Here is an 18,743-nt window from a genome sequence, read left to right as displayed (position 1 = left end):
TATAGGAGAAGTTGAATCCAGCTTCTCTTATATCTTATTCTATTTCACGTAAAAAACTGCTAATTATCGAACTCCGTGCATCATTTTTTTAAGGATACCGGAAATTAAAAATAAGACAATAGCTGCTGTTCCGGATAAGGTTACGAATACCATAAAGAATTCATATAAATTGTGAATAGTAAATCCAACGAATGTAGGATATATGGTATCAATTTTTTCTTGTGCCAGTATAGCTATTTGCTCTGTAGTAGGTTTGATGGTGCCGTCTAGAACAGCTTGCAGGTCAATGCCTTTTGATGCAGCAAATTCGAATTTATCTCCAGTAGGAGGGATTAAGGCTCCAAGTGTTCCGGCTAATGCATAGCCAGCAGCATTTCCTATAAACCAAACGCCCATTAAAAGAGAAGAGAACCGTTTTGGCGCTAATTTAGAAACTAATGAAAGACCTATAGGTGACAAGCATAACTCGCCTAGCGTGTGAAACAGATACATAATAAAAAGCCAGTGCACGGCTAATTTTCCTGTTGTGCCAATTTTTGCTATCTGTACGGCAATGATATAATAGCCAACCGCTAACAGCAGTAATCCTATTGCTTGTTTTACTGGAGATATTGGTTCGAGATTTCTTTTCTGAAGTTTAAGCCATAGCCAACTAAAAGGCAAAGCAAATACTACAATAAAAATGGAGTTGGCGTTCTGAATAAAACTTGGTGGAAGTTGAAAGCCTAAAAAGTTAAGGTCGGTTTGCTTATCGGCTACGAATGTGAGTGATGATCCGGCTTGTTCAAAGGCCGACCAGAAAAAGATGACGAAGAAGGCAATGATGTACATAACGACAATACGATCACGTTCCACTTTTGTGATGGATTTATCCGTCAAAATTAAGAATGCAAGACTTAGGGCAGAAGCGTAAATGAATGGATAAACCCAACTTTTTATCGGATTTGGGTCCAGTGAAAGAAAATGAAAAACAACATACAATATCCCTAAAAGTACAACAGCAGCTACCATTGAGCCCTTAGTGAAATTGGCCTTTTCAGCTTCACCGGTTGCATCCCTTTGTTCGGTGGCACTAAATTCTGGTTTTGCCCCTACAGGCTCACCTTTTGGAGATATAACATATTTGTTTTTAAGGAAAATGAATAACACGGTCCCCAAAAACATTGCCATGCCTGCAGCTAAAAAGCCCCATTTGAAAGCTTCTACTACCCTAATATCCCCAACCTTAACATCTCCAAGGAATGGGCAAACAGACATTCCTAAAAATGCACCTACATTTATTCCCATATAAAAAATGGTAAAAGCAGAATCTAATCTGCTGTCTCCTTTATTATATAGTTGCCCTACCATTGATGAAATATTGGGCTTGAAGAAACCATTACCAATAATAATAGTGGCCAAGGCCGTCCACATAGCCAGCTTGGCAATGTCGATATTGGATGTATAAATATAACCGCTAAAAAATAGAAAGAGCTGACCTACGCCCATCACTAAACCGCCTAAAATGATACAGTTCCTGTTCCCCAGGTAACGATCAGCAATATACCCACCAAGCATAGGCGTTAAATAGCTTAGTCCTAAAAATCCTCCATAGACTATAGAGGCGTCCTTATCAGAAAATGCAAGTGCATTGACTAGAAAAAGCGTAAGCAGGGCACGCATTCCATAAAAGTTGAACCGTTCCCACATCTCAGTGGTAAACAGTACATACAAACCCTTTGGATGTCCCTTTTGTACATTTTGTGGTTCTTGATTTAAGATTTGTGGTTCACTCATTGTAAATCTATTTTTTATTTGTTTTTATGTGTGTTGTTGAATAATGCTTCGTAGCCATTTAATCATTGCAAAGATGATTAGTGACGCAATTAAACATGCGGTGAAGTTTACCCAAAAGAAATTTGCTTTGTGGTCGTAGTTGTCCCAAAGAGACGAAAGTACACCGGAAAGTTTGTTACCAATGGCCGTTGCAAGGAACCAACCTCCCATTAAAAGTGAAGTTAATCTGGCTGGTGCTACTTTTGAAACCAGTGATAAGCCTATAGGCGATAAGAATAATTCACCTATTGTAACAACGGCATATGACCCAATGAGCCACCAGGCCGAAGATTTATCTTGTGTGATGTCTGTACTATAAATCGCAAATGCCATTATAGCTGTTGAAATACCTGTGATCAATAGGCCCCAAGCAATTTTGGCTGGTGTTGATGGTTCTCTTTTTCGCCTTCTTAAAAGAGAGAACAATGAAATTACCAGAGGGGTAAGAAGTACAATGAAAAAAGGATTAATTGATTGAAATATTTCGGTGGATATTAATTGGATTGGTTGGTTTTCTTTTGGCCAGTTATTTTTATCAAGGTTTTGAAAGTATGGATTTGGCGATATTACCGTTTCAATTTCTCCTTGAACGTTTTTGACGGGACGAAAGTAAGCATCGTATTTTGGAAAAGTATCTGGCTGTATAGAAATTTCCTGAACCATACCAAATGGTTTTAAATAAGTTGCTGTTTCAGCTGAAATTTGACGGTCGGTATAGGTTTCAGCATAATTCGTTAGTGCCGACGCATTTTGTTTAAAAACTGCCCAGAAAACAATTACTACAGCAAAAATAGAAAGGAGCGCTGCAATTCTCGATTTATCATCTTTATTTGACTTGATTAAGAGGTTGATATAAAATCCTATAACAGGAATACATGCTATTATAAAAGCATCTGTAGAGTCAGAGCCAAAAATGTTTCCGGGGATCAGCCACCCTATAACACCGAAAATAAGCATTGGAATAATGACAATCCATAATACTTTACTTATCGACATATCTTCAGGTTTTGCAGGTTTCATGATGTCAGCAGCCTTGATATGTTTGTTGCCCCCAATGAAGAATAATACGCCAATTAGCATACCAATACCGGCAGCAGCAAAAGCGTAGCCCCACCCATACGCGTTACGCATATAAGCTGCTACAAAATTACAAATAAAAGCACCAACGTTTATACTCATGTAAAAAATGTTGTAGCCATCATCCTTTAAAGACTTATTGGTTTCGTTATTATATAAATTTCCTAATAGGGTAGAAATATTTGGCTTGAAAAAACCATTACCTATAACTAGCAGTAATACGGCAATCCAGAACATCTCTGAATTAGGAACTGCTAGGCAGAAATATCCGGCAGACATTAATAGACCACCCAGAATAATGGACCTTCTATATCCCAATATTTTATCTGCCAATAAACCACCCACAAAGGGGGTGAGGTATACCAAGCCTAAGTAAGTTCCAACGATATCAGAAGCTTCTTTATTTTCATAACCAAAACCGCCTTTAGGGTCCTTTAAGTAAAGTAATAATATGCCCAATAATAGGTAATAACCAAATCTTTCCCACATTTCGGTAAGGAATAAAATTGGTAACCCTTTAGGATGCTTGGGTTTATTTATGGGCATTTATAGCTCGGTTTAGTTTCTAAATACTGTTAACGATTGGTCGCAAGATAGTTAGACAACCGCAGTATAGCAAATTTTTCACTGTTAATAAGCAAAATAACAGAATAATATGCTATCATACGACCATTAATTAAATGTTTATAAATTTTCCAATACAAATGCTGTCATCTTATTATATAAATGCAAACTTGTATTTCCTCCATAGATTCCATGATTTTTATTAGGATAATAGGCCTGCTCGAAGGGTTTGTTAGCTTGGATCAGTGCTTCTGAAAACATGATGCTATTCTGGAAATGCACATTATCATCGCCCGTTCCATGAATGAGTAAAAATTTGCCTTTTAAGCGATCAGCAAAGTTTATAGGAGAATTTTGGTCATATCCTTCAGCATTTTCTTGTGGTGTTCTTAAATACCGTTCTGTATAAATACTATCATAATACCTCCAAGTTGTAACAGGGGCAACCGCTATTGCTAACTTAAAGATATCTGCACCCTTTGTAATACAGAGAGAAGACATGTATCCTCCATAGCTCCATCCCCATATGCCGATACGGTCTGGATCGATGAAAGACTGTTTCGCGAGCCATTTGGCGCCTTCAATTTGATCTTCCGTTTCCAGTTTTCCTAGATTTAAATAGGTGCACTTTTGAAATGCTTGTCCCCGAAATCCCGTCCCTCTATTGTCTACGCAAGCTACGATATATCCCTGTTGCGCTAAATAACTAAACCAGAGACTCCTAGATCCACTCCACGAGTCGGCAACATTCTGACTGCCAGGCCCTCCATAAACATACATAAGTACCGGGTATTTTTTTGTAGGATCGAAATCAACTGGTTTTACCATATAGCCATTTAGTTCAATACCAGAAGACGTAGTGAATTGAAAAAACTCGGATCCTTTGATGCCATATTCCTGAGCGATCGTTTTTGCTTGGTTATTATCTTCTAAGATGCGTACTAATTTACCCTTCCTGTCATGTAATGTAATATATGCAGGGCTTTTAGCACTCGAATGATTTAGTATATAATAGCTAAAATCAGTGCTGAAGGTGGCGTTATTTGTTCCTGGCTGATGGCTTAATTTTCTTTTATTTTTTCCATTAATTTGGACTGCGTATATATCCCTTTGCAAGGGAGAGCTTTCTGTACTTTGATAGTACAGCGTGCTACTCTCTTCATTAACACCATAAAGCTTCGTTATTTCCCAGTTGCCTTTTGTGATCTGACGAATCATCTTGCCTGATATATCGTATAAATAAAGGTGATTAAAGCCGTCCAACTCACTGGTATGAATAAATTGCTTACCGTTTTGTAAGAAAGTTAAATCGTCATTAATGTTAATATAATACTTGTTTTCCTCTGTTAGTATAACTTTAGTATTTCCGGTTTTAGCATCAGCAAAAAGATATTCTAGCTTGTTTTGATGACGATTCATTCGGAAAACACAAAGTATATTTGGATCCTGCGTCCATTTTATACGAGGGATATACTGGTCTTTCTCTTCGCCTATGTCAACTGTTTTTGTCTGTTTCTGCTGTGTATCGTATAGATGTATACTTACAATAGCGTTTTTCTCGCCAGGTTTAGGATATTTGTACTGATATTCTGTTGGGTAGAGCTTCTCATAAATAGTCATTGAATAAACCGGAACGTTAGTTTCATTGAATTTATAATAAGCGATGGATTTGCTGTCCGGACTCCAAAAAAAAGCTTTGGCAAATGAAAATTCTTCTTCATATACCCAGTCGGTACCCCCGTTGATAATATTATTCTTTTCACCATCTTGTGTGATTTTTTCTTCTACTTCTGTGTTCAGATCTTTTATATAGAGATTATTATCTCTTACAAAAGCCACTTTATTTCCATCCGGTGAGATAGTGGCAAATAATTGTTTTCCGTTTGGGGAAACCTCAGTGATTTTCTTGGTTGCGATATCAAAAACATAATAGTTTGCCTTAGAAGAACGTCTATATATTGCCTCTTCTTCATCTGCAATGATGACTTTACGCTCATCTTTATTGAAGTTTGTGCTGACAGGTAGTTTTCTGCCTTTGTAGAACAAATCTTTCTCGGAAAAGATAGCGCCGATAGTTTTTCCATCGCTGTAATTATTTCGCGCTACATATTTTAAATGAGTTTCAGGATTCGTTTCTATTGATACATAAGTTTTACCATCGTTTAAGGAGCGTAAGCCAGTTACTGTTTTAGTGTCAAATGTACCTTTTTGAAAAATATCTTCTAAGGTGATTTTTTTTGGTGTCTGGGCAAAGGATGTACTTCCCATTAGCATTAGGATTGCTAAAGATTTTTTCATTCGAATAAATTTACATTTTAAAAGCAGTAATGCTTCTGTATGCTAACTATTATCTGTTTGTATAGTCGTGCATTTTTATAAAACTGCTGCTTGCTAAAGGTCCTTATACTTAATTCAGACCGGTTCAAAAACATGGCGCCGAAATTACTAATTATAGATATAAATTATAGAATTGTAATAGGTTTGTTGGGAAAATTCGAAATTTCATAATGCTTATTTAGGTTTTATGGGTAATGATCTATAGAAGAACTGGATTATCTTGATGGATTAGGGTCATTTTTAAGCGGCAAGTCTTCTACAAGAATTAATTGGCCGTCTTTTATTTGCCAGGCGTCATAACTCATATCTGGTCCGTAATATTTAAATTCTCCCTTTAATTTAGGATCACTCGGAGCCAGATGATCCATTATCACGTTGTTGTTGGTTTTTTCATGCTTCAATAGCATACTTGTTCGCGCATTAAATCGGTAGATCATCCGGCTTCTGCTACTATCTATTCCTTTTCCGGTAAATATTGCTTTACCAAAGGTAACACCGTTATCCGACAGTTGTAGTACGTCAATTATTTTCTGTGTGATGTCGGGATTCGTACCTTTCCATCCCAATAATAGGTATTGGTTTTTAATGTTTTTAAATGGAATGATATCATAATATTGGCAACCATACCATTGGCCATCATTAAGAATTTCATGATCTGGATCTTTTATGTTAGGAGATTGATCAACTATTGGGTTCAATTTTAGCTGTCCGTCTTTTGTATTTACTTGAATTGTACCATAGTATCTAAATGAACCGTCATCTAGTTTTATATGCCACGAAAATATTTTAAATAAATTATCAGACGGCTGCTGTATGGAGATCATTTTCAATGTATCTAGCTTCATGTTGAATGAGTAGGGCGTTTTTAATAACGCTACCAATGTCTTGATAAAAGAATAATTTGCCTGTAAACGTTCGGCTTCATTGACCTCGTTGTACATCGTAAAACCCAACTTGATCAAGCTATCTGTTAGCAAAACTTTATTATTGCGCGTTTGAGCGCTAGAAGGGAGCATATTGCAGGTACAGGATGCAATATACAATAAGATGATACAGCTTTTCCTCATCGATAAAATGAATTAGTGCAAAGATTAATTAGCCGCATTGCAATACTAGTTTATATAATATTTCAAAATAGGTCTTATAATCTTTCAATTACTATTGCGCTTGCACCCCCTCCGCCATTGCAGATGCCGGCCACACCAATTTTTCCCTGTTGTTGTTGCAGCACGGAAAGTAAGGTAATCACGATTCTTGCACCAGAAGCACCTAAAGGGTGCCCGAGGGATACCGCTCCTCCATTAACATTTACCTTTTCTGGATTCAAGTCGAGCGCCTGGTTGTTGGCTATGGAAACGACGGAGAAGGCCTCATTTATTTCATAAAAATCTACTGAATTGGCATGTATACCGGCACTTTTTAATGCTCTTGGAATTGCTTTTGCCGGAGCGGTGGTAAACCACTCAGGTTCTTGCTGTGCATCTGCATAACCCAAAATACGCGCTAGTGGTTTTATCCCTAATTCCTCGGCTTTATTTTTGCTCATTAATAATAATGCAGCTGCCCCGTCATTTAAAGTAGAAGCATTTGCCGCTGTAACGGTTCCTTCCTTCTTAAAGACGGGTTTTAGCGTGGGGATTTTGTCAAACTTAACACTATTAATCTCTTCATCTTCCTCAATAAGGGTGCTGGTGCCTTTACGGTCTATCACCTCTACCGGCACAATTTCCTCTTTAAATGCACCTTTTTTTAATGCAGCCTGGGCTCTTTGGTAAGAACTTACTGCGAAGTCGTCCTGTTCTTCACGACTTATATTAAAAGTGGTTGCACATAATTCAGCGGCCGATCCCATATGATAATCATTATAGACATCCCAAAGACCATCTTTTATAAGACCATCAATAGCTTGCTGATGTCCTAATCGATAACCATTGCGCACCTTATCGAGGTAGTAGGGTACATTGCTCATGCTTTCCGTTCCGCCGGCTACTACTATGTCATTATTTCCTAAAGCAATACTTTGAGCCGCCAGCATAATGGCTTTCATGCCCGACGCGCAGACTTTATTTACAGTAGTTGCCGGAATGTTGCCTAATTTAGCCTGTTTTACAATTTGAGTGGCTGGAGCTTGCCCTAAATTGGCTGACAAAACGTTGCCAATATACGCTTCCTGAATGGAAGTGGACTCCAAACCGGCACGTCTCACCACTTCTTTCACGGCGATACTGCCTAATTCAGTCGCAGTAAAACCAGAAAGGTTTCCTCCGAAGCTACCGATAGGGGTTCTTGCAACAGCGACAATATATACTTCGTTAATCATGTGGATATATAAATATTTGGTTGCGAGACAAGATAATTAAAATCTACATTTTTTAGATTATTCTCCCATTTTTTTCTCCTTGACAGTGGTTTTTTTAATATTTTTCTTTCTTTGACGCAAGGCTTCATGGAGTAAATATTCTATCTGACCATTGGTGCTCCTAAATTCATCAGAAGCCCATGCTTCTAGCTCTTTTAGCATTTCTTGATTAATACGTAAAGCAAATGCTTTTTTCTCTCCCATTCCCTGTTTTCTTTAGCCTAATAAAAGAAACTATTTGAATTTATCTAAAATTTATTATGCAAATTTATGTTTTTCTAACACTTTCAATTAATTGTAGAGCGTGCCTGCATTTACTACAGGAGAAACACTCTTTTCTCCGCACAGCACAACTAACAGATTACTAACCATAGCCGCCTTTCTTTCTTCATCTAGTTGAACAATTTCCTTTTCTGATAATCGCTCTAATGCCATTTCTACCATACCCACGGCTCCTTCTACGATTTGTTTACGGGCAGCTACTACCGCGGTAGCCTGTTGTCTTTGGAGCATAGCACTGGCTATTTCAGGAGCATAAGCTAAATGCGTAATTCTTGCTTCAATCACTTCGATTCCCGCCCTCTCAAGTCGCTCGTTGAGTTCTTTCTCTAGCATTTGACTAACCTGCTGGGCACCGTCTTTAAGTGTTATAGTCGCTTCTTCGTCTTCAAAGTTATCATATGCAAATAAATTTGCCAGGTGTCTCACGGCCGCTTCGCTTTGAACTTGTACGTATTGTATATAATCATCTACGGCAAACAATGCTTTTGCGGTATCTTTTACCATCCAAACAGTAACAGCAGCTATCTCTATTGGATTTCCTAATTTGTCGTTAACCTTCATTTTATGCCCGTTTAGATTACGTGCTTTTAAGGAAACTTTTCGTTTTACTGCAAATGGATTAACCCAAAAGAAGCCGTCCTGTCTCACTGTTCCAACATATTCGCCAAAAAGTATCAAAACCTTAGCGTCATTTGGATTGATAACGGTAAGTCCCTTTAGGATAATCAGGGAGAGAATAATGCCGATAATAGTAAACAGTGGACTATTATATACAGCGCTAACATATATTGTCACGGCGATAACTAAAAGTATAACAGTAGCTACATAGCCGGATAATGCAGTGGTTGATTTTTCTTCTTTCATGATTTTATGTTTTATAATGATATCACAATGATATCAAAAAATATATGATTTTCCTATTCTTTTTGTCTATAAATAATTTGTTTGCTCATTTTTTTGAAGGTACCCGTGAACTGCAAATTGGTGTTGTTCCAAGGGGTAGGTGGATCCTTTAACCAATTCAGGTTTATTTAATTTGTAGTGGATGAATACAGTATTAGGTGTTGTTAAACCTTTGTTTCGAGAACAAAGTTTAGTTTTCGGAGTTTTTATCTAAGTTTGTATAAGGTTTGCATTAAAATATTAGCTAAATTATTGTGTCAAAAAGTCGAAATCCTTCCTCCATTTATTCAGGTAATCCTGTAGCACTCAAATACGGAATGATGATTCTCAGTGTCGTCATTATATGTATTTTTTTGCCTAAACAACCGAGATTTAGGTTTGAATACGAAAAAGGTAAAATATGGATGCATGAAGATTTGATTGCACCTTATAATTTTGCGATATTAAAAACACCTGGCGAATTGAAGACTGATCGTGAACAGATCTTATCTTCAGTTTATCCTGTTTATGATAATCATGTTCAAGAAAAAAAAGATGAAATTGAGCGCTTTCTAAACGAATTGGAAGCAAAGTGGAAAGGGAGTGGTCTGGAAGATAACGATATGCCTGAATATAGCTCTACTGTGACCCAAATTTTGTCTCATGTTTATGACAGAGGTATTATTGCGCTAACTAAGAGATTCCAGACGAATGGAGAAAACTATACTTTTAACTTAGCTACTGAAAATGTTGCTGAAAAGAAAAACACGGCGGAAGTTTACACAAGGGAATCTGCTCTAGTTTACGCAAACACAATCATTGAGTCAAAAAAGGCGCTTACAGAAAAAGAGTGGCTTAAAAGTATAATTGGAGATTATATTCAACCGAATTATATTTACAATGAACGGCTAACGGATAAATTGGTTGCAGACGCATTAAGTAATATTTCCACAACCAAGGGAATGGTACAGCGAGGTGAGTTAATTATCGCTTCAGGAAGTATGGTAAATAATGAGGTTTTTCAAAAAGTGGAATCTTTAAGGATAGCTTATGAAGAAGAGGCTCGTATCGGAGGCGATAGAAACGTTGTTGTTGTTGGCCAATTTCTCATAGTAGGGTTGGTTATTACCTTATTAATGGTGTTTCTTTATTTGTTTAGAATTGACGTTTTTTCTAACAACAGGCTACTGTCGCTTATACTGCTTGTGGTGACAGGAATGCTTGTGGTATTGTCGTGGGCGCTCAAACTTAAACTCACAAGCCTATATTATATTCCATTTTGTATTGTACCGATTATTGTACGTATTTTGTTTGATACACGACTTGCCTTGAATATTCATCTACTTATGGTATTAGTGTCGGGCTTTTTTGTACCTAATAGTTTCGAATTTGCTTTTCTTCAGGTTACCGCAGGTATGGTGAGTATTTATAGTATTAAAACATTGGTAAAACGAGAGCAGTTTCTTATATCCTCCATCATAATTTTAATCACTTACTTTGTTGCCTATTTAGGTATTATCTTAATTCGCGACGGCTCCATTTCGGATGTTGGGTACGCCTCATTCGTCCCTTTCATTGTGAGTGTACTCTTAACACTTTTAGCTTATCCTTTGATTTATGCGTTTGAACGTTTGTTTGGTATAACATCCGATGTAACCTTAATGGAGCTTACAAATACAAATTCTTCACTTTTACGAGAATTGTCATATAAAGCTCCAGGTACCTTCCAGCATTCGTTGCAAGTCGCCAATTTAGCGGAAGCGGCTATTTATCGAATAGGGGGGAATGCCCTTTTGGTAAGAGCAGGTGCATTATACCATGATATTGGCAAGATGCAAAATCCCCAGTATTTTATTGAAAACCAAACGAAAGGGTATAATCCGCACGATGGATTAACCTATGAGCAGAGTGCTCAAATTATTATTTCACATGTGAGCAAGGGCGTAGATTTAGCGCATAAACATCAGCTCCCCGAGTCTATTATAAATTTCATCAGAACTCACCATGGTACCACTAGAACAGATTATTTTTATAATGCATTTATAAAAGATCACCCTGACGAAATAGTGGATGAACAAGTATTCAGATACCCAGGGCCTATCCCATTCTCTAAGGAAACAGCGGTATTAATGATGGCCGATTCTGTTGAGGCTGCTTCTAGAAGCATTAAGGAGCCAGATGCTGAAAATCTAAGTAATCTGGTTGATAAAATTATAGAAGGCAAGTTAGGTCAAGGGCAATTTAAGAACAGTAATATAACCATGCAAGAGATTGAAACTATCCGGGCAATCTTTAAACGCATGTTGATGAGTATATATCACGTAAGAGTTGACTATGATGTGAAGAAGGGTGAAGTCAAGCGAATAGTATAAATAAATAATTTATTGGCTTGTGCTCCAATTTGATAGCTTTATAAGTTGAAAAATTATGGTATTTGGTATTTATAAAATTTGAAATAATAAAATTTTATATTAGGTTTGCATTCCCAAAAGGAAAGGAGAGGTGCCTGAGAGGCCGAAAGGAACAGTTTGCTAAACTGTCGTACTGGAAACGGTACCGCGGGTTCGAATCCCGCTCTCTCCGCCAAGTAATAGAAAGCCCGACGATGAGTCGGGTTTTTTCATTTAAGCCATTTGTGAGCTTGCTCAAACAAATGGCTTAAATGAAAAAAAACTAATGAGCATAGCGAGTGGCTTTCTATTGCTTGAAGCCTCCCTATCAGGGATGGTGGTAGCCTCTGCGTGCGGGGCTAGCGCGACACCGCCAATCCCCTTTTCGGGACCACCGAGCATAGCGAAGGTATTTTGTTTAGATTTTTGTGTTTAACTCTATGTTTACTGTAGTTCCTTCGTTGATTGTAGATATGATTTCTACTTTACCCTTTAGATATTCAACTCTATTTTTAATATTATTCAGTCCCATGCCTGCTTTGTCCTTTAAAGTATTAGCATCAAAGCCTATTCCATTGTCTTCCGCTGTGATGAAAAAAATTCCTTCGTTCAAGCTACACTGTAATACGATGTTGGTTGCTTTGGCATGGCGAATAGTATTAGATAATATTTCTTGAACGATGCGATAAACGGTTATCTGTATAGGCAGTGGTATGTCCTTTTTAATGCCGAAAGGTTGGAAATCAACATGAAGACTTTCAGACATTATTGATTCGCATAAATCTCTAAGCGCTGTTTCCAGACCGAATTTGAGCAAGGTTTCAGGCATCATATTCCGCGCTATAAGCCTTAGTTCTTTTACAGAATTATCTAACTGGCCTATTATTCTGCTTAACTCCACATCCTGTGTTTGCGTATCATGGTTAGCCGCCCAACCCGAAAGGTTTATTTTGACACCTGCCAACATACCTCCGAGGCCGTCATGGAGATCACGGGCTACTCTGGCTCGCTCCTTTTCCTCGCCCTCTAATACAGCTTTTGTGGTTATTAATTGCTGCTGGTGCTCCATTTCTTTCAGTTGTTGTTTATAATTTATTTCTTTTTGTGTAGCTAATTTCCCTTTGTTCCTATAATAGTACAGAATAAAAATAGCTATTATTAAAAGAGATACACTCGTTATACCTAATAGCCAATTTGCAAGCTTCGTATTCTTGGAAGAGAGAACAGCCTTTTCCTTTTCTGCTTCAAGCTTTGTTATTTTCTTTTGTTTCTCGGCATCTTGGTATTTTATCTCTAATTCATGTATGTCATTTTTTAGCCGACTAGCATTTAAGCTGTCGCTTAATTCACTGTAACGTTTATTCCATAGATAGGCCAACCGAGTGTCTTCTAATCCAGCATATGTTTCTGACATACCCGCATATATTTCCAGTCGACTATCATCTAGCGACATAAGTTCTTCGTCAGATGAAAGATTTAACAGTATTTTCTTCGCGTCTTGAAATTTTTTTGCAGCAATTAGCGATTTGATTTTAAAAAACTGAATCTCTTGAATTCTATAGACTTTATTCGGCCCATTTGCACTTCCAATACCCTTGTCAAAACTGATCAATGCCTTTTGAAATTCATTTAGATGATGATAGTACATGCCTTCAACCAGGTAGTATCCTGCGTATAATTCTGATTGAGGGTAGGGGGTTAGTATGTGCTTAATACTATCTAACGCTTGTTTGGCCTCTGGGTATTTTTTCAATAAGATGTAATTTTCTCCGGCCCTGTTATAGGCCGCTACCAAGCGGGAGGGTTCTATTGTTGATTTCCTTAAAAATTGAATAGCAGTGTTCAGATAAGTTTCTGCTTTATCATACTGCTCTAAATTCATAAATGCAACACTTACTGCAACATATTGTGAGCCGAGCATAGTGCTGTCACTAAACTGTTTGGCTAGCGGTATGGCTTTGTTTAATATAATATCTATAAAAGCTCTGTCGTCATCTTTGCGTTGTTGGATAACCGCATAATTTACCCACAAGTTTGAACGGACATTATAAGCTTCCTTTGTGTTGAATTTTTTAAGAATACTATCTGCTTTCATATAGGCAATTTCACTTTTTGCCGGATCTGTAGCATAATAAAAATATCCATCTTGTGCATACGAGATTCCTTTTAAAAATGGGTATTTTATACTTAACCTTTTACCATCATCCAAATATTGCTTTGCTTTTGAGATATCTTTAGGGAGCCAAAAAGTAAATAAAAGAAAATTCGCCCTCGCCTTAATACTGTCAGATAAACCCTTCTTTAATAAGGATTGTAAGCTGTCGGCATATTTTGGACCATTTAGAGGTTGTTGAGCTTTGCTGGATAGCGACAAGGCTAAGAGCAAAAATGTAAGGCGTAAAAGTTTGGACATGTTATTAAAATTGTGAATATTTCTTTACTTCTCGAAATTTTGACAGAAATTACCGGAAAACAGGTAGAAACAAGGCCATGTTTCTATGTAAATCAAATTGTGCGACTGCAGAATTTTCATTAAGTTTGTTTTTTTCCAAACCATTAAGCTAGGCGAGTAAACCGATCTCTCAAACTTAACTGATTTCGATTATGAAGTGGACGTATTTTATAAAGCAAAAAATTAAAGTTGCTTCTCTGTTGTTTTGTATAATGGCTTGTACTATATTAATTAGGGTTTTGGAAGATAAAAACGTTAAGAATATTAGCAATTCTCTCTTGTCATTATATGACGACCGATTAGTTCCAGCTTCAGATATCTTTTACATGGCAGAACATCTCCATGCGAAAAAATATTTGATTTTAGATTTTGTAAGTAGTTCCTCCCCCTCTCAGCTAATAGGACTTGGTAATCAGCTGAAACCTCATAGTCTTGCTATAGATTCTTTACTTAACAAGTATAGCGAGACGTATCTGGTGGCACAAGAAAAACAATATTTGCAAAACTTTAAAGAGCTTTTGGCAGCATACACGGATTTGGAGAAACAATTATTGGGTGCTTCTCTGCCTGAGCTTTTTCAGAAAACAGAACAGTATAAAAAAGAAAGCGAGATTGCTTTGAGTATGGCCATCTCTAAATTATCTGAGCTGGAGAAACTCCAAACGCAGGTTGGTAGAGAATTAATGGCCGATGCCCAATTCGTTGTTTCTGGTACAAAGCTTTTTTCCATCCTTCAAATTGGATTGTCGATCGTGATTGGCGTAATGGTGGTAGTGCTGGTTTTAGAATCCAAAAGTGTAGTTAAAAGTCAACAACCTTTTAATATGAATTAAACAGTTAATCGATATATTTCCTATCATCATCACTTAGGTTTGGCCTATACGGATCGGTGAACTCCTCGTTTTCTTTCGGCGTGCTTGTTGTTTGAAAGTTACCTTTTGTAGGAATTTCTTTTATTTCTTTCTTCCTGCGTGGCCTTCCCAATAAAAATCCAATGATTAAACCAAAGGCAAACATCGAGCCCAATATGGCTAATTTGGGAATATACCGATCTCCAAAAATCCAAAAAATAACCTCATCGGTGTTCTTCATCAGTACGATTGTAACTAATACAGTAAGTATGATGATAAAAATGGTTTTTGCACTCATAAGATAAATTTTATGCTAAAATACTTTTTTTGAATTACATGACAATATTTTACGCTTGAGTTTAAAACAATAAATAAGCGCTCTTGTTTTGTTTAAACTTTTAATTTGGTAATGACTTCTGCTAAAAAATAGTTATATCATTGTTTGATTAACCGCTTAAGCTTAATATGTATAACTAAGTCCATACGTAAATATTACTTTCTGTGGACTAGACTCATTAACATAAATGGCCCTTATGCCGGCATCGAAATTAGGAAGATAGAATCGTAGCAAATTCATATCTGCCCGCAACTCGATCCCGAAAGTGCGCGGAGAAAAATTTGTTCTTTGGGCAAAGTTTTCGAAATCTGCAAAGAAACCCCCTTTAAGACGTTTTACAAATGCTAAAGGACCGATATCCCAATCCGGATAGGCTATTGGAAACCTATAGTCAACAAATAATGTGTTGTTAACTTTAGAGGATGCTAATTGATCATATCCGCTAATCATCGGAATATCATTCGTTAAGCTATAATCACCCGAACGTTGCTGGAAATTGAAGCGAGTTTGAAGCGAGTGATTGTTGGATAGTCCGGGAAAATAAAGTGTTGATTTCATTGAAAAAATGGCTCCACTCAAACGTTTATCAAATGCCAGGTTGCGATAGATGAAATTAAAATTTTGGCCCCATTTAGGTGCAAGGTCTTGAACGCTCCTTCTTTCATTTCTATTGAAGTAATATTGCACCAACAAGGGAAAGTTTACTTTATCGAAGTTTGCAATATTGAGATTAGGGATGCTTATCTGGTAGCGTTTTGTATAGCTGGTGCCAATGGCCAGCCCAGTACTATAGATTGTATTTAAGCGATTAAAAGTAAGCGGAATGGTTGTTTTAATTTCCGTATAATGCTCTCTCCAACGTAGGGGGATCCGTTCGTTAGAATTGTTTTGTGAACGTATGCTGCTCAGCTGGGCTTGGTTTCTATATTGAACAGAGATTTTTGGGAACCACTTTTTGAAGGATGCAGATACAAAATAATCAGACCTACTAGTGTTTTGATCATAGTTAAAACCAATTCGTGTTGAAAAGGTATTTAGCATATTATCTGACATAAGCTGCAAACCAAGATCGAAATTATCAATGCTCGAAATATCGTCGCCCACTGGGGAAATACTATGAAAGTTGAATAAATGCTTAACTTCATTATAAGCGCTAGAAGCAAAGATTTTTTGTTCTACAGGCATTATGGTGTCTTTTGGGTTTTCTTGGCTTAAAAGGGGCTTAAAATAGTTTATAAAATGATTCTGGTTCTTGGTAGTACTGTCCAGTTTGTTTTTGTCTATTTTAACTTGGCTTATAAGATAACCGGTGGGCTGGTAGTTATTGAATAGCAGCGTGGCTCGGTGCTCGTTGTAAGAAGGATTGAATGCCCCGAAAGCAACATTGGTTACTTGTTTGATCGTCTTTAATGGTCCGGAAAGTAAGTAGATGTTATCGATGCCATTGAAGTGACTTTTAAATAGGATACCAAAAGAGGTGTATATCGGCCGCTCCATCTGTTGCTGCTGCCAGTCGATCAGAAAAGTAAAAGCATTTGTTTGAAGATCAATTTCCATTAGGTTGGTTCCCTTTTGACTGCGGGCAATTGTGATTACCTTTTTTCCATCTTCTTTGAAATATGGACTTTGGAGCACAATGCCTTCCGGGATTTTTATACGATTTAATTCTTTGCCCGTATTACTGTTCAGAATAACTAAGCTTACATCGTTACGCAGATTTATTTCTACTGCAGCAACAGAATCTCCTTGATGACTTAAAGTAGGGGCGAAGAATCGAGTTTTGTGCGTTAGCTGTTTGTATCTATTTGTTTTAAGGTCCAAGACATTTATGACGTGAAAGGTTTGCTTTAGGTAACGCTTATCATAGCGCATTTCATCCCATGTTATTTTGTTAGCGTTGTACGAGAAATGTGCTTGTGTTTGGATGCCCGTTTTTATAATTTCAGTAACTACATTTTGGCTATCTATACAAACAATCCTCGGTACACTATGGTAGCTCCGCTGTATGGCGAGAATCTTTCCGTTCGGAAGCATTTGTGGCAAGAGGAAATCCATCACTTCCTGTTTCTGTTCTTGAGGGAAAACTGGGTAGTTTATGGGTTGCGTTTTTGCTAATTGGTGGCGCCATAAACTATCGAGTTCGCCTACCGTTTCACTATGCCACCTCTTCGTATTGTGGCCTGTGAATTTTTGTAAGCTGCGGCTAAAGTTATAGGGCCGGATGGGGTTCTTCTTGATGTTTGTTAATAGGCTGTCTAAAAAGTTTCCCCCATAGTCGTTGCGCATTTTAGTGGTCATGAAGTAACCCAATTGATAGTACCCCGGTGTGATGTTTTTTAATGAGCCAAAAAAGTCTTTTTGATAACTGTATTTTATACCACTTAGTGTATTTGTTCTGAATGGCATTTCCCAAGATGGAAGACGGCCCCTTCCGGCAGAGCTCAGTGCAGTTTCGATACCAACCGCATCGCCTTCATAAAACCAAGGGGGTAAAGTAATGCCGAAAATGGCGAGGGCAAGCTGCTCGAATAGGGGAGGTTTCAGGTAGCCCGTTAGCTTGTCAAATTGGACCACATGTCTAAGCTCATGAACCGCTAAACTGTTAAGCCAATCTTGGTAATCCATTTCCTGTGGGGGAGTGGTGGAGAACTCAGATCGCCTGGGAGCGAGTTGTACAAAACCGTTAGAAACAACATCTCTGTTTTGCAGAATAATGGATATTTTTCTTGGTTTTATACTAATCGACTTTTGGAGGTCCCTTATAGTCTGTTCCATTTTATTGGTGAGACGTTGTGCTTCTTCTTCGAATTCTGCTGGATATATAACCTGGAATGATGCGGTATTTATTTGTTTCCAATTTACACTTGGAGGGTTTTGATAGTCATCAAAAATTTGGGCATTTACCCTATGTGATATTAAAGTTGATATAATTATTGTTAATATATTGATTTTTAATATTATATGTGTTTTATATACGTTCATTAAAAAAGTTTGCTAAAAAATGTAGTATTTTGATTGCGTACTGTGTTTGTTTAATATAAATAATTTATTTGTTTATGTAAGTTTAAGTATTTGATTTTAAGTACTTAATGGTTTTATCATTTACATGAATTAATAGAAAATATCGATTTAAAATATTGATATTTTTACTTGTTAATATAAAGAACGCACCTTAAATACTAAGGTATGATTTTTCTTCACAATGTACACTATTGCCAGTTTAAATTTTGGGGAGAATATTATAGAGATAAAATATTTTATGATTTGACAGCCTGAGAAAAAGCTAGTCTTGATGGGCGTTTCTGTACGAAGATAAATTAATATCCATTGAAAAGTGCTATTTGTGTTTGAACGTTTTTTCTTGTTTTCTTTTCGTTGACTTAATGCTAGAATAGGT

General features: G+C 37.1%; 13 protein-coding genes and 1 tRNA gene. 3 read left to right on the top strand and 11 right to left on the bottom strand.

What is annotated here, in order from left to right; translation table 11 throughout:
* Positions 1-63 precede the first annotated feature (63 nt).
* From BMY50_RS23370 to BMY50_RS23340, 7 genes are all read right to left on the bottom strand, one after another.
* Positions 64-1,776 carry a peptide MFS transporter gene (locus tag BMY50_RS23370; protein ID WP_093329879.1) on the bottom strand — a complete coding sequence of 571 codons (1,713 nt, stop codon included), beginning with the start codon at positions 1,774-1,776 and terminating at the stop codon, positions 64-66.
* A 24-nt stretch (positions 1,777-1,800) separates the two neighbouring features.
* Positions 1,801-3,438 carry a peptide MFS transporter gene (locus tag BMY50_RS23365; RefSeq protein ID WP_093329875.1) on the bottom strand — a complete coding sequence of 546 codons (1,638 nt, stop codon included), beginning with the start codon at positions 3,436-3,438 and terminating at the stop codon, positions 1,801-1,803.
* A 138-nt stretch (positions 3,439-3,576) separates the two neighbouring features.
* Positions 3,577-5,754 (bottom strand): S9 family peptidase, encoded by a 2,178-nt coding sequence (locus BMY50_RS23360; RefSeq protein WP_093329870.1) that lies wholly within the window; start codon positions 5,752-5,754, stop codon positions 3,577-3,579.
* Between the two features lie 254 nt (positions 5,755-6,008).
* Positions 6,009-6,860 (bottom strand): hypothetical protein, encoded by an 852-nt coding sequence (locus tag BMY50_RS23355; RefSeq protein WP_139202325.1) that lies wholly within the window; start codon positions 6,858-6,860, stop codon positions 6,009-6,011.
* A 74-nt stretch (positions 6,861-6,934) separates the two neighbouring features.
* Positions 6,935-8,113 (bottom strand): acetyl-CoA C-acyltransferase, encoded by a 1,179-nt coding sequence (locus BMY50_RS23350; protein WP_202907927.1) that lies wholly within the window; start codon positions 8,111-8,113, stop codon positions 6,935-6,937.
* 57 nt (positions 8,114-8,170) lie between these two features.
* Positions 8,171-8,356 carry an Arc family DNA binding domain-containing protein gene (locus tag BMY50_RS23345; RefSeq protein ID WP_093329862.1) on the bottom strand — a complete coding sequence of 62 codons (186 nt, stop codon included), beginning with the start codon at positions 8,354-8,356 and terminating at the stop codon, positions 8,171-8,173.
* Between the two features lie 87 nt (positions 8,357-8,443).
* Positions 8,444-9,298, bottom strand: a complete 855-nt coding sequence (locus BMY50_RS23340; protein WP_093329857.1) for an SPFH domain-containing protein — start codon at positions 9,296-9,298, stop codon at positions 8,444-8,446.
* 359 nt (positions 9,299-9,657) lie between these two features.
* Between BMY50_RS23340 and BMY50_RS23335 the strand changes: the two genes are divergently transcribed.
* Together BMY50_RS23335 and BMY50_RS23330 are read left to right on the top strand one after the other, a co-directional pair.
* The gene (locus BMY50_RS23335) at positions 9,658-11,688 is read left to right on the top strand and encodes an HD family phosphohydrolase (protein WP_093330000.1); all 2,031 of its coding nucleotides are present in this window, start codon (positions 9,658-9,660) and stop codon (positions 11,686-11,688) included.
* 124 nt (positions 11,689-11,812) lie between these two features.
* Positions 11,813-11,902, top strand: a tRNA-Ser gene (locus BMY50_RS23330).
* A 59-nt stretch (positions 11,903-11,961) separates the two neighbouring features.
* Here BMY50_RS23330 and BMY50_RS28245 read toward each other — a convergent pair.
* A complete protein-coding gene (locus BMY50_RS28245) occupies positions 11,962-12,108 on the bottom strand; it encodes a hypothetical protein (RefSeq protein ID WP_162276662.1) in 147 nt (48 codons plus the stop codon).
* Positions 12,109-12,124: 16 nt separating this feature from the next.
* Positions 12,125-14,119 carry a tetratricopeptide repeat-containing sensor histidine kinase gene (locus tag BMY50_RS23325; RefSeq protein ID WP_093329853.1) on the bottom strand — a complete coding sequence of 665 codons (1,995 nt, stop codon included), beginning with the start codon at positions 14,117-14,119 and terminating at the stop codon, positions 12,125-12,127.
* A 191-nt stretch (positions 14,120-14,310) separates the two neighbouring features.
* Between BMY50_RS23325 and BMY50_RS23320 the strand changes: the two genes are divergently transcribed.
* Positions 14,311-14,991: an MCP four helix bundle domain-containing protein gene (locus BMY50_RS23320; protein ID WP_093329849.1), complete on the top strand. Its 681-nt coding sequence runs from the start codon at positions 14,311-14,313 to the stop codon at positions 14,989-14,991.
* 4 nt (positions 14,992-14,995) lie between these two features.
* Here the strand turns inward: BMY50_RS23320 and BMY50_RS23315 are convergent, their stop codons facing one another.
* Entirely contained in the window at positions 14,996-15,307 is a 312-nt protein-coding gene (locus BMY50_RS23315) for a hypothetical protein (RefSeq protein ID WP_093329845.1), read from the bottom strand.
* A 162-nt stretch (positions 15,308-15,469) separates the two neighbouring features.
* Entirely contained in the window at positions 15,470-18,328 is a 2,859-nt protein-coding gene (locus tag BMY50_RS23310) for a hypothetical protein (protein WP_093329841.1), read from the bottom strand.
* Positions 18,329-18,743 lie beyond the last annotated feature (415 nt).

It is taken from the genome of Olivibacter domesticus (genome assembly GCF_900109575.1).
In the GTDB taxonomy this organism is placed as follows: domain Bacteria; phylum Bacteroidota; class Bacteroidia; order Sphingobacteriales; family Sphingobacteriaceae; genus Olivibacter; species Olivibacter domesticus.
The sequence above is the reverse complement of the archived record's forward strand: the minus strand, read 5'-3'. Positions and strand labels throughout refer to the sequence as shown.

Bases quoted from the DNA above. Each gene is read 5' to 3' on its own strand.
- BMY50_RS23310 (WP_093329841.1), bottom strand. From the start codon at position 18,328: ATGAACGTATATAAAACACATATAATATTAAAAATCAATATATTAACA.
- BMY50_RS23350 (WP_202907927.1), bottom strand. From the start codon at position 8,113: ATGATTAACGAAGTATATATTGTCGCTGTTGCAAGAACCCCTATCGGT.
- BMY50_RS23355 (WP_139202325.1), bottom strand. From the start codon at position 6,860: ATGAGGAAAAGCTGTATCATCTTATTGTATATTGCATCCTGTACCTGC.
- BMY50_RS23345 (WP_093329862.1), bottom strand. From the start codon at position 8,356: ATGGGAGAGAAAAAAGCATTTGCTTTACGTATTAATCAAGAAATGCTA.
- BMY50_RS23370 (WP_093329879.1), bottom strand. From the start codon at position 1,776: ATGAGTGAACCACAAATCTTAAATCAAGAACCACAAAATGTACAAAAG.
- BMY50_RS23315 (WP_093329845.1), bottom strand. From the start codon at position 15,307: ATGAGTGCAAAAACCATTTTTATCATCATACTTACTGTATTAGTTACA.
- BMY50_RS28245 (WP_162276662.1), bottom strand. From the start codon at position 12,108: ATGCTCGGTGGTCCCGAAAAGGGGATTGGCGGTGTCGCGCTAGCCCCG.
- BMY50_RS23340 (WP_093329857.1), bottom strand. From the start codon at position 9,298: ATGAAAGAAGAAAAATCAACCACTGCATTATCCGGCTATGTAGCTACT.
- BMY50_RS23360 (WP_093329870.1), bottom strand. From the start codon at position 5,754: ATGAAAAAATCTTTAGCAATCCTAATGCTAATGGGAAGTACATCCTTT.
- BMY50_RS23365 (WP_093329875.1), bottom strand. From the start codon at position 3,438: ATGCCCATAAATAAACCCAAGCATCCTAAAGGGTTACCAATTTTATTC.
- BMY50_RS23335 (WP_093330000.1), top strand. From the start codon at position 9,658: ATGATTCTCAGTGTCGTCATTATATGTATTTTTTTGCCTAAACAACCG.
- BMY50_RS23320 (WP_093329849.1), top strand. From the start codon at position 14,311: ATGAAGTGGACGTATTTTATAAAGCAAAAAATTAAAGTTGCTTCTCTG.
- BMY50_RS23325 (WP_093329853.1), bottom strand. From the start codon at position 14,119: ATGTCCAAACTTTTACGCCTTACATTTTTGCTCTTAGCCTTGTCGCTA.